Source organism: Knoellia aerolata DSM 18566, from assembly GCF_000768695.1.
Classification (GTDB): Bacteria; Actinomycetota; Actinomycetes; order Actinomycetales; family Dermatophilaceae; genus Knoellia; species Knoellia aerolata.
Window position 1 is genome coordinate 1 of record NZ_AVPL01000036.1, and the last position, 11,252, is coordinate 11,252.

An 11,252-nucleotide genomic window follows, 5' to 3' on the forward strand; every position below is an offset into this window, starting at 1 on the left:
TACGGCGTCACCGTGTACCCGGTGATCGCACTGCCACCGTTCGCGGGCGCGCTCCAGGACACCACCGCCGAGGCATCCGCCGCAACCGCGCTCACCGCGGTCGGGACCCCCGGAACGGTCGAGGGCGTGGGCGTGACCGGGTTCGACGCCGCCGACAGCGGGCCGGTGCCCACCGGGTTGGTGGCCGAGACGCGGAAGGTGTACGCGGTGCCGTTGGTCAGCCCGGTCACCGTCGTGGTCGTCGCCGGCGGGTTGCCGCTGAACGTCGTGGGCTCCTGCGCCACGCTCCCGATGTACGGCGTGACGGTGTAGCTGATGAGCCCACCGCCGGTGCTCGACGGAGCGCTCCACGACACGACTGCGGATCCGTCCCCGGCGGTGGCGACCACGTCCGTGGGGGCCGTCGGAGGGCTCGGGACCCGCGGTGTGACCGTGTTCGAGGAGGTCGAGGCGGCGCCCGAGCCGAAGGCGTTGATGGCTGCCACACGGAACGTGTACGCCGTGCCGTTGGTGAGTCCACTCACCGTGGTCGTCGTCGCGGGCGGGTTGCCGGTGACCGTCGTGGGTGTCTGCGCGGTACCCCCGATGTAGGGGGTGACCGTGTAGCCGGTGATCGGGCTGCCACCGTCAGCGGGCTCGGTCCACGACACGACAGCCGACTCGTCACCTGCCGTCGCGATGACGCCGCTCGGGGCCTTGGGAACGCCGGGTCCGCCCGTCGAGTACACGACGTCGACCCAGTAGTTCTCGGAGTTGTAGGTGCTCGTCGGGAACCCGCTGCTCGTCCCGTACCGGTAGACGCCCTGGCCGCCGCTCACCCCGTCGGCCGGGGCATGGAGCAGGCCGGAGTCCACACCCTGACCGGCGAAGAAGCCGCCGTCACCGGGGTAGCGGCCGTTCGGTGCGAAGTACGAAGCCACGTAGAGCGTCCCCGCGGTGATCTGCACGGGCGTCGAGAAGAGGGCTTGCTGCCACCCGGAGGCCGTCTCGCTGCCGAACGTCACCGAGGCAAGCCTCGTCCCGGACGCCGTCCACAGGCTGCCGACGTGCGTGCCGGTGTTGAGGGGAGCCTTGTAGAACCGCAGGCCCATGATCTCCCCGTTGAGGTCGGCCCGGAACTTGACCCCGACCTCGATGGAGTTCGGGTCGCCCTGATCGGGTGTCGACGGGACGGCGGAGGAGGGCCAGAGGGAGCACGACGAGCAGCTGACGGCAGCCGGCGTCACACTGTTGGACTCCGCCGATGCCGGACCCGTGCCCGCCACATTCGTGGCCCGCACCGTGAACGTGTATGCCGTCCCGTTGACGAGGCCGGGGACCGTCACGTTCGTCGCCGGTGGGTTGCCCGTGACCGTCCTGGTGGGCTGCGGGGTCGATCCGATGAACGGGGTGACCGTGTACCCGGTGATGGCGCTGCCACCGTCCGGGGGTGCGGACCACGCCACGACCGCCGAACCGTTGCCCGGTGTCGCCTGGACACCGGTGGGGGCCCCGGGAACCGTCGCGGGACCGGTGTTCTGCGTGAACATGACGTCGACCCAGTAGTTGGTCGCGCTGTCCGTCGCCGTGGGGAAACCGCTGGATGCGGCGTTCCGGTAGAGGCCGTTGACGACCCCGTTGGTGTTGCGCAGCGCGTGCAGCGGCGGGCTGTCCACGTGGCTCCGGGCGTCCGGACGCGGAGAGGGGTTCGGGTACAGGTAGTTGACGTCCTGCGCGGTGTGCCCGTTCGGCGCGAAGTACGACACGACGTACGTGGTGTTGGCGTTGATCGCCACCGGGGTCGAGAACAGGGCCTGCTGCCAGCCCGACGCGGTCTCGTTCGCGAACGTCACCGTCGCGAGCCGCGTCCCGCTCGTGGTCCAGAGGTTGCCCACGTGGGTCCCGGTGTTCCTCGACGACTTGTAGAACCGGACCCCGCTCACGCGTCCGGACACGTCGGAGCGGAACTTCACGCCGACCTCCACCGCGGTGGCGCTCCCGGAGTCGACCTGACCCGGCGTCGACGCCGTCCCCCAGATGGAGCAGGTGCAGCCCACGGCGAGCTGACGTCCGGCGGACGGAACCTCGATGTTGGCGCTGTCGTCGACGGCCCGCGAGCGCAGGGTGGTCGTCGGGTTGCCGTGCGCCACCCAGGTGTAGCTCCAGGTCGTCGTTCCGTTGGCCCGGTGCCAGGTGGTGCCGCCGTCCGTCGAGACCTCGACGGCGGCGACGACACCGCCGCCGCTGTCCGCCGCGGTGCCGTTGATGGTCATGGACGTGCCGTCGCCCACGCTCGCCCCCGCATCCGGGGAGGTGATCGTCGAGGTCGGCGCAATGGTGTCGGTGGACTTGGTCGCCAGGACGAGTCCGGTGTAGCCGAGGGCGTACGGCTGTGCGTCCATGTCCGCGAAGAGGTTGACCGTCGCCTGCCGCATGTTCCTGTCGGGGGTGGAGAAGGGGTCGTCGAGACCCCAGGACCACTGCACGGTGCCGGCACCGAACACCAGCGCCCCGCTCGCTGCCCGGTAGAGCGACATGCGGTGGGTGGCGGTGCTCCCGGCCTGGACGGTGCTGCCGTAGTCGGTGAAGGCCTCCGCGTTGGTGTAGGTCGTGGAGGACAGGTTGAAGAGCCCGGCCGGGCGGAAGCCGTTGTCGGGTTCCACGTCCCACTCGTAGCCGAGGGCCTCCTGCCCGGGGGCCAGCGTGAGCGTCTGCCCGGGCGCGAGGGACGTCGCCGACGTGTTGCGCCAGAACCTCAGTCCGCCGTACTGCGCTGGGACCTTGATGTCCGTGCTGCCCGAGTTCACGGTGAACAGCTGGCCGGTGAGGGCGTTCTGGGGCCGCCCCCCGTCACTGGGAGGGCTGAACCGCGGGTCCTGCCACGTCCCGGTCCAGGTCGGCGGGCCCTGGGGGTCGACGACGCCGTCGTAGTGGGTCTCCTTGTAGGTGACCAGCGTGCGGTTCGCGGTGCCGGTGCCGTCGATGCTGGGTTCGGAGCGCGTCTTCCAGAACACCTCGTTCCCGCTGAAGAACGCCAGGTTGACCCCTGCGTCCCGGGCCGCCTCGACGTTGGCCCGCTGCGGTCCCGACCAGTACTCGTCGTGACCCACGGACAGGAAGACCTTGTGGTTGGTGAGCAGCGCGCCCCCGGCCGGCGTGCCGACGTCGACCCCCGAGGTGTACGACACGTCGTACCCGTTGGCCTCGAGGAAGCGGATCATGGGGTACTCGGCGGACATCAGCCAGCTCGGGACGGAGTCCACGGCCGTGTTGAAGGGTCGGTTGTACGACACCTTCGACGCGCCCTTGTACGTGGTCGGGTTGCCCGGCGGGCAGTTCGACTGACAGCTGTACGTGCTGTTCCCGCCGAAGGTGTTGTAGGCCTGCCAGGTCTGGTCCGACGTCTGGAAGAGCATGTCCGAGCGGCCCGCGTCGTTCTTGACGACGAAGGTGATGTGGCTCGTACCGCTGGTGTCGTCACGGATGAGGCGCGCGAGGTACACCCCGGAGACCGCGGTCGACGGCACCGCCCAGGACGCCGAGACGGCCCAGTTCCCGCAGTCGACGAGGCCGGTCGGCGCGGTGTCGTTGAGGCACGTCGGTTGGGTCTGCGGGAGCGTCGCCGAGGGCTGCAGCCCGGCGACGACCCGCCGGGCGCCGTTGCCCTGGTAGTACCCCATCCGGTAGATATCGATGTGGTAGCGCGTCGCGGGGGTCCTGATCTTGAAGCGCACCGTGTCACCGGGGTTGACGCTCATCGACGTCGCGAAGCCCTGGATCGTCGAGGAGCCCGCACCGGAGATCTGCCACTCACTCGACGGGTTTCCCGGCTTGCTGTTCTCGCACGCGATGACGCTGACGGGCGGGAGGCACGGGTCGGCGGCGCTCGCCGGCAGCGCCCCCACCCCCACCGCGAGGAGGAGGCAGAGGGCACCGACTGCGGCGACGACCGCGCGATGCCCGGATGTCGTGGGCCGTCGGTCGAAGAGCCTCATGACGTGGTCCTCTCGGTGCAGCTCGTTGAGCTGGGGAACGGGACGGATGGGACGGTGCGGGCGACCTCGGTTGCGCCGACTCGACCACCGAGTCGCGGGAGCCGTAGGAGCATGGGGCGATGGGCGCGCCGAGGGGCGCCGGCCCGACGGACCGAGCAGGCGGTGGTGTCATGGAGCAGCGAGCGGGAAGCGGGCGGGCGCACCGAGGCTCCACACTGCTGGCGCTCGGCCTCGTCGTCCCGTTCCTCGCGCTGACCCTGGTCGTGGCCACGGGGTCCGCCGACACCCTCGACCTGCGGATCGCACACCACTTCCGTCCCACCGACGCGTGGTGGGGCGACCTCCAGAACACCTGGAGCCCGTGGATGTCCCGGCTGCGGCCGCTCCACGTCATGGTCCTGTTCGCGACGACGGTCGTCGGCGTCTGTGCGCTCAGGCGGTCGTGGTGGCCGATGGCCTTCGGCGCCACACTCTCGGTGGCCGGTGTGGCCGCCCTCCGTCTCCTCCAGCTCGTGCTCGCCCGGCCCGACCCCCACGGCTACCTCGAACCCGGCGGTGGGAGCTACCCCTCGGGACACATGCTGGCGGTGGTCGTCTTTCTCGGCGGAGCTCTGCTGATGGTGTGGCCGCGCGTGCGCTGGTGGTGGTGGGCCAGCCTGGCCGTGCCGGCCGGACTGATGGCCGCGGCCCTCGTCATCACCGTGGCTCACTGGCCGACCGACGTCCTCGGCGGGGGGCTGTTGGCCCTGGCCCTGGTCACGGGCGCCAGCCGGTCCACGCTCCGCCGGCTGGCACACGACCGCTAGGCAGCCCCGGTCCACTGCGCAGTGTCCCGCACCGTCCCGTCGCGCGAGAGTCATCGTCGGACCTCCCCCAGGAAGGCGAGCAACTGGGGTGCGACGACGTCGGCGTCGTACTCGCGGTCGAAACGCGCCCGCGCCGCCCGCCCCGCCCGATCCAGCTCGTCGTGGTCCTCCAGGAGGCCGACGAGGATGTTCGCGGCGCGCTCCGGGTCGTCGATCGGCCAGAACCTGCCCTCGTCGGGCTCGCGGAAGAGCTCGGTGAGGGCGCCGATCGGGCTCGACACGACGGGCAGACCTGCCGCCATCGCCTCCATGATCGCCAAGGACGACGACTCCGAGTACGAGGCGTGGACGTACACCCGGTAGCCGGGCAGGAGAACCTGGACGTCGTCGCGGAACCCGTGGAGGCGCACCTGACCCTCGACGCCGAGATCGTGGGCGAGGGCCAGGAGCCGGGGTCGCTCCACCCCCTCGCCGAACACGTCGAGCGAGTACGTGTACCCGCCTCGCTTCGCGGCCGCGAGCACGCGAAGGAGGAACCGGTGGTTCTTCACCGCCTCGAGGTTGCCCACGCTGACGAGGTCGCCGCGGACCGCAGGGGACGGCGCACGAGCAGGAGCCTCGACGAAGTTGTGCAGGACGACGTGACGGGGTCCTGCTGCCTCCGGAAGCCAGTCGACGAGCGCCTCGCGCGCCCACTGGGACACGAACACCAGCCCGTCGACGCGGGGGACGACGGATCGTTCGGTACGGCGGATCGACCGGTGGACACGGCCGTCCCGGGGAATCTGGCCCTTGTCCGCCCACTCGTCGGCCTGCGAGATGCGGAAGTGGACGGCGAGGACGACCCGCTGGTGCGGTCCCGACCGAGCGTCGAGGGCGGCCCTTGCGGACACCGGGCACTGCGCGTACACCGTGCACGGACCGGCGTCCGCGAGACGACGGCTCAGGGCGCGACGGAGGAAGTACTCGTGCGAACGGCGGTACCACGACACGTTGGCCGGGCCGTACGCCCGCTCGAGGACGAGCCGGGCGCCGAAGAGGACTGCGAGGATCGGCAGGAGGGGCCGACGCCGTCCGGCGGCCCAGCTGTGGGGCGTGACGACCTCAACGGGACGACGTTCCCGCGCCAGGTAGCCCTTGAGCTGGCGGACATGGGTGTGCACCCCCGTGATGCCGCGCTCCCGCGCGATGGTCGCGATGACCACGGGCAGCTCGACCGCGCCGACCTGCGCCGTGCCCTGCGTCGGCGGCCGCTGTCGCGGCTCCCGGAGGTCGGTGTCGGCTGAGCTCGTCATGTCAGCTCCAGATGTTCCGGTGGACGTTGAAGATGACGCGCGAGCCGAACGGGTCGATGGAGACCGGCAGCTCCCTCATGGGAGCCAGGGCGGCCCGCACGGCGCGCTGGTGCTCGACGGGACAGACCACGAGGACGAAACCGCCGCCGCCTGCTCCGGTGATCTTCGCCCCGGTCGCGCCGGCCCCCATCGCGCCCTCGACCGCCGCGTCGAGGGCGGCGTTCGAGACGCCCTGGGCGAGCTGGCGCTTGGCGTCCCAGCTCTTCCCGAGCGCGATACCCACGGCATCGGGGAAGCCGCCCCTGAGACCGGAGACCGCTTCCTGGGCGAGGTCGCGCAGCTGGTGGAGCTGGGCCAGGCGCTGCGGCACGTTGGCCTTCTGCTCGCCGAGGATCGTGTCGGCGGTGCGCGTGATGCCGGTGTAGAAGAGCATGAGCTGACGCTGGAAGTGCCGGAGCTCTTCGTGGCAGAGGTGGATCGGCTCGGCGACGACGGAGTCACCGGGCCCGAACCGCAGGTCGCAGATCCCCCCGTAGGCGGCGGCGTACTGGTCCTGCTTGCCGATCGGCTTACCGCAGCGGTCGATCTCGATCGTGCACGCACGGTCGGCCAGCTCCTCCGCGGACACCTGGCGCCCCTGGTAGGTGAAGAGGGCGTGCAGGAGGCCCACGGTGACGGACGAGGACGAGCCGAGTCCCGAGCCGGCCGACGGGATGTCCGCGAGGGTCGTGATCTCGACACCGCCGCGGACCCCGGCCATGTGCATGGCCTCGCGCACCAGGTCGTGCTCGACCTCTTCGACCTCGGACACGATCTCCTTGCGGGAGTAGTTGATGTAGATGTCGTCGTCGAAGCGCTGCTTCACCACGACGTAGACGTACTTGTCGATCGCGGCGTTGAGGACCCGCCCGCCGTGCTGGCGGTAGTACGAGGGCAGGTCGGTCCCTCCGCCGACGAGCCCGACGCGCAGGGGGGTCTGGGTGACGATCACGCGACACCTCGGTCCGGCCACTCGGCCTCGGCCCGCGACAGGGCCTCGGGGGTTCCGATGTCGAGGAGGAAGGCCGTCCCGATGGGCACGGCCACCGCGCGGTCGACGAGCAGCGGGAGCAGGTCGGTCCCGATGTCCACCGGCGTGCGCACCGGGACGAGATCGAGGACGGAGCGACGGAACGCGTACATGCCCGCGTTCGCGAGGTCGCTGCGGGGGGCGCTGGGCTTCTCCTCGAAGGAGGTGACGACACCGCCGGTCACCTCGAGGATGCCGCAGGCCTCGGGCCGGGGCGCGTGGAAGACGGCGATGGCGGCCTCCGCCTCCGGTGCACCCTCCAGGGCGGACACCAGCGCACGCACGTCGAAGTCGGTGAGGTTGTCCCCGTTGACGACCAGGAAGATCTCGTCGGACCCGACGAACTCCCGGTTGGCGACGAGGGTCCCAGCGCTCCCCAGCAGGGTGGGCTCGTGGCTCACCCGCACCCGGGGCGCCCCCCGGCGACCGGCGAGATGCGCTCGGACCCGGTCCGCCATGTGGTGCACGTTGACGAGGACGTCGTCGATCCCGGCGTCGTGCAGTCCGTCGAGCCACAGGTCGAGGAGGGGTCGTCCGCCCACCGGGACGAGGCACTTCGGCACGTGGTCGGTGAGCGGGCGAAGTCTCGTTCCGAGCCCGGCGGCGAGGACGAAGGCCTTCACCGGGTCACCTCCCGGACCACGCCGAGCGACGTCATCGTCGCGTCGGCGTCGGCCAGCACCTTCTCGAGCCCCGGCATGCCCTTGAGCCACTCGGCGTACTCGGCGACGGAGTCTGCGGGAGTGCGCCACGGCGTCCAGCCCAGTCCCTCGAGGGCCGACACGTCCGAGAAGATGTGCCGGGTGTCGCCGAAGCGGTAGGCACCGGTGACGCGGGCCGACTCCGCCGATCCGTAGTGCGCACGGACGATCTCGGCGAACTCCCTTGTCGTGTATGCCGTCCCACCACCGACGTTGAAGGCTCGGCCGACGGCTCGGGGGTCCTCGAGGACGAGCAGGTTGGCCTCGACGACGTCGTGGACGTTGACGAAGTCCCGCACCATCTCCCCGTCCTCGTACAGGGTCGGCGCGCCACCCAGGAGGTAGTGCAGGCAGAAGATCCGGCACGCGCCGGAGTAGGCGTTGTAGACCGACTGCCGCGGCCCCTGGACGATGCTGTACCGGAGCGCCACCGTGGGGATGCCGTAGCGCCGACCGAGGTTGAGCGCGACCATCTCCTCGCCGTACTTCGACATCCCGTAGGCGTTCTGCGGGTTGGACACCCGCTCCGGTGTGCGCATCATCTCCAGCGGTCCGCCGCAGACCGGGCACGGGAGCTCCCACTCCCCCGCCCTGAGTGACTCCTCGGAACGCATCCCCGGGGTCTGCTCACCGTCCCGGGCACACCGGTACAGGCCCTCCCCCATCGCACTCTGGGAGGACGCGACGACCACCCGTCGCAGGTCGAGCCCCTCCGACACGGCGATCTCGTAGATGAGCGAGGTGCTGACGACGTTGACGTCCGTGAACCGGGAGAAGTCGGGCAGGTAGTCCTGGTAGGCGGCGAAGTGGTAGACGGCGTCGACCCGACGGAGGAGGTTCGCCAGCAGCTCGCGGTTGCGGACGTCGCCGACGAAGAGGTCGGCTCCGGGGGTGAGGTGGTTGGGCACGCCGTCCCGGTGCACGGGTGCCACGAGGGCGTCGAGCACGGTCACCTCGTGGCCCTCACGGACCAGGCGGTCGGTCGTGTGGGACCCGATGAACCCGGCGCCACCGGTGACGAGGACCTTCATCGCCGGCCTCCCCGTGCAGCGTGCACCTCGCGGTAGACCTCGAGGGTGGCCTTGGCCGTCGCAGCCCAGGTGAACTGCCCCGCTCGCGAGGGGCCGAGATCGCGGAGCCGGGGCCCCTCGTCCCCGCAGGCGGCGACGATCGCGCGGGCCAGGGCCGCCGGGTCGCCGGGGTCGGCCAGGAGCGCCGCCCCACCCGCCGTCTCCGGCATCGCACTGCAGTCGGAGGTCACGACGGGACAGCCGACGGCCATCGCCTCGAGGATCGGCAGTCCGAACGTCTCGTTGTGCGACGGGTACACGAACGCGTCTGCGGCGCGATAGAAGGGAAGCGTCTCGTGGTGACGGATCCCTCCCACCCACACGACCGAGTCGGTGACGCCGAGGTCGTGGGCGAGTACCCGCAGCCGGGTCGCATAGTCGGCGTCCGCGGCGCCACCGACGACGACGAGCCGGTGGCCCGCCAGGTCCCGGCGCGCGATCGCGAACGCGCGCAGCAGCCCCTCGACGTTCTTGTACGGCCAGAGCGAGGAGACGAAGAGGACGAACGGACCCTCGATGCCCCGTTCCCGACGCAGCCGGGACGCGGCCTCCGCCGGGTCACCGGGCCGGAAGACCTCGTGGTCGACGGCCTCGGGGACGAGGCGGAGCTTGCCCGGGTCGACGTCCAGGTGCTCCTCGACCTCACGGCGCAGGCTCTCGGAGTTGATGATCACCGCATCGGCCACCTTCGCCGTGTGGGGGTACCCGGTGCGCCGGTAGAGGCGCACGGCCGGGTTGATGGCCGACGGTGTCGTGAACGCGTGCAGCGTCTTGAAGTGCGCGACGACTCCCGGGGCCGGCCGGACGAGGGGGGCGATGAGGGTGTTGAACACGTCGATCCGCGCCCGTGGCAGGCGGACCGGGGCGTAGAGCTGCTCGCTCAGGGTTCGCAGCGACCGGCGTTCGTTGGACCACGGGAACGTGACGTGACGGACGCGGGGCCCGTACCCGGAGTGCTCGTGGCGGATCCGCGGGCTGACGAGGAGGTGCAGCTCCTCGTCCTCGCCCAGAAGGGGATCCATCTCCCGGATCACCTGCTTCCAGAACCAGTGCGCGCCGGAGGGCGCACCCGGGTCGTCGGTGAGGAGGTTGATCGCGACCCGCATCATCAGAAGACCTGCACCGCGACGTCGGCGTCCGCCATGAGCGACTGGCGGACGTACTGGGCCAGGAGGTGCATGCACGCCTGGTGGGCGTCCTCGACGACCCCGTAGTTGTGGGCGTCGACGTGGATCGACGCGTCGGCGAGCTCGCGGGAGGGACCACCCGTGAACCCGGTCATGGCGACGGTGCGCATGCCGTGGGCCCGCGCCCAGCGCAGGGCCCGGACGACGTTGGGCGAACGCCCCGAGGAGGAGATGACGACGAGCACGTCACCCTCTCGCGCCTGGGACTCGAGCTGGTACTCGAACACCGCGTCGTAGCCGATGTCGTTCGCGATGGCGCTGAGGATCTCGACGTTCGTGCTGAGACTCACCACCCGGGTCCGGAGCCCGGTGCCGACGCGGACGCCCTTGCCGTGGTCGCACTGCAGGTGGTTGGCGATCGACGCCGAGCCGCCGTTGCCGCAGGCGAACACCGCACGGTCCTCGAGGTAGGCGAGCGACAGGATGTCCGCGGCCCTCTCGAAGCCGACCGGGTCGATGCCGGCCATGGCGCCCGTCAGCTCGTCCGAGTAGTGGCGAGCGAAGTCCGCACCGCTGTCGTAGCGCCGGGTCGGGAAGCGCTCCTGCGCAGCCCTGCCCGGACGGCTGGCGATGTCCCCGAGCACCGTGTCGACGGCGGCGGCCAGGTCCGGCACCCGCCGCACCCCGGGGCCGGGGTCGCGGTCGGAGGTGTCGATCCACAGGCCACGGGCGCCGACGGACCGGGCGAGGCCGACGTCACACGGACTGTCGCCGACGACCCAGGACGACGCCAGGTCCAGGCCGAGGGCGTCGGCGGCGGCGAGCGCCATACCGGGCCCGGGCTTGCGGTCCGCGCTCGACCGGGCGAAGGCGGGCACGATCCCGTCGGGGTGATAGGGGCAGAACAGCCAGAGGTCGACGTGCGCCCCGTGCGCGGCGAGCTCGGCGTCGAGGTGCTTGTGGACGAGGTGGACGTCCTCGAGCTCGTAGTAGCCGCGCGCGACGCCGGCCTGGTTCGTCACGACGGCGACCGGAAGACCGCTCGCGTTCAGTCGCGCGATGGCGTCGACGGCGCCGTCGAGGAAACGGACGTCGCGGATCCTCCCGACGTACCCGGAGTCCTCGATGATCGTCCCGTCCCGGTCGAGCAGGACTCCGGGCCTGCGTGCCGGGCGTTCGCCGTTGGTTCGTGCGGTCATCGTGGGTTCCT

General features: G+C 71.0%; 8 protein-coding genes. 1 reads left to right on the top strand and 7 read right to left on the bottom strand.

Annotated features, from left to right (window positions below; all coding sequences use genetic code 11):
- On the bottom strand, positions 1 to 3,974 hold a 3,974-nt coding region (locus N801_RS12605), incomplete at its 3' end, for a DUF4082 domain-containing protein (RefSeq protein ID WP_084108881.1).
- 170 nt (positions 3,975 to 4,144) lie between these two features.
- Between N801_RS12605 and N801_RS19840 the strand changes: the two genes are divergently transcribed.
- Positions 4,145 to 4,780 (top strand): phosphatase PAP2 family protein, encoded by a 636-nt coding sequence (locus tag N801_RS19840; protein ID WP_052112961.1) that lies wholly within the window; start codon positions 4,145 to 4,147, stop codon positions 4,778 to 4,780.
- A 50-nt stretch (positions 4,781 to 4,830) separates the two neighbouring features.
- On the opposite strand, the gene N801_RS12615 is transcribed toward N801_RS19840, so the two are convergent.
- The 6 genes from N801_RS12615 to N801_RS20320 are packed head-to-tail and all read right to left on the bottom strand — an operon-like array spanning position 4,831 to position 11,241.
- The gene (locus N801_RS12615) at positions 4,831 to 6,075 is read right to left on the bottom strand and encodes a glycosyltransferase family 4 protein (protein WP_035938323.1); all 1,245 of its coding nucleotides are present in this window, start codon (positions 6,073 to 6,075) and stop codon (positions 4,831 to 4,833) included.
- A 1-nt stretch (position 6,076) separates the two neighbouring features.
- Complete coding sequence (locus N801_RS12620) at positions 6,077 to 7,066, bottom strand: GHMP family kinase ATP-binding protein (RefSeq protein ID WP_035938325.1); 990 nt, start codon at positions 7,064 to 7,066, stop codon at positions 6,077 to 6,079.
- Positions 7,063 to 7,767: a nucleotidyltransferase family protein gene (locus tag N801_RS12625; RefSeq protein ID WP_035938327.1), complete on the bottom strand. Its 705-nt coding sequence runs from the start codon at positions 7,765 to 7,767 to the stop codon at positions 7,063 to 7,065. Before N801_RS12625 ends, N801_RS12620 begins: the two co-directional genes overlap by 4 nt.
- Positions 7,764 to 8,876: an NAD-dependent epimerase/dehydratase family protein gene (locus N801_RS12630; protein ID WP_035938330.1), complete on the bottom strand. Its 1,113-nt coding sequence runs from the start codon at positions 8,874 to 8,876 to the stop codon at positions 7,764 to 7,766. The genes N801_RS12625 and N801_RS12630 overlap by 4 nt, the downstream gene beginning before the upstream one ends.
- Entirely contained in the window at positions 8,873 to 10,024 is a 1,152-nt protein-coding gene (locus N801_RS12635) for a glycosyltransferase family 4 protein (RefSeq protein WP_211254731.1), read from the bottom strand. The genes N801_RS12630 and N801_RS12635 overlap by 4 nt, the downstream gene beginning before the upstream one ends.
- Positions 10,024 to 11,241 (bottom strand): HAD-IIIA family hydrolase, encoded by a 1,218-nt coding sequence (locus tag N801_RS20320; RefSeq protein ID WP_084108884.1) that lies wholly within the window; start codon positions 11,239 to 11,241, stop codon positions 10,024 to 10,026. Before N801_RS20320 ends, N801_RS12635 begins: the two co-directional genes overlap by 1 nt.
- Positions 11,242 to 11,252: the final 11 nt, after the last annotated feature.

Bases quoted from the DNA above. Each gene is read 5' to 3' on its own strand.
- N801_RS19840 (WP_052112961.1), top strand. From the start codon at position 4,145: ATGGAGCAGCGAGCGGGAAGCGGGCGGGCGCACCGAGGCTCCACACTG.
- N801_RS12615 (WP_035938323.1), bottom strand. From the start codon at position 6,075: ATGACGAGCTCAGCCGACACCGACCTCCGGGAGCCGCGACAGCGGCCG.
- N801_RS12630 (WP_035938330.1), bottom strand. From the start codon at position 8,876: ATGAAGGTCCTCGTCACCGGTGGCGCCGGGTTCATCGGGTCCCACACG.
- N801_RS12635 (WP_211254731.1), bottom strand. From the start codon at position 10,024: ATGATGCGGGTCGCGATCAACCTCCTCACCGACGACCCGGGTGCGCCC.
- N801_RS20320 (WP_084108884.1), bottom strand. From the start codon at position 11,241: ATGACCGCACGAACCAACGGCGAACGCCCGGCACGCAGGCCCGGAGTC.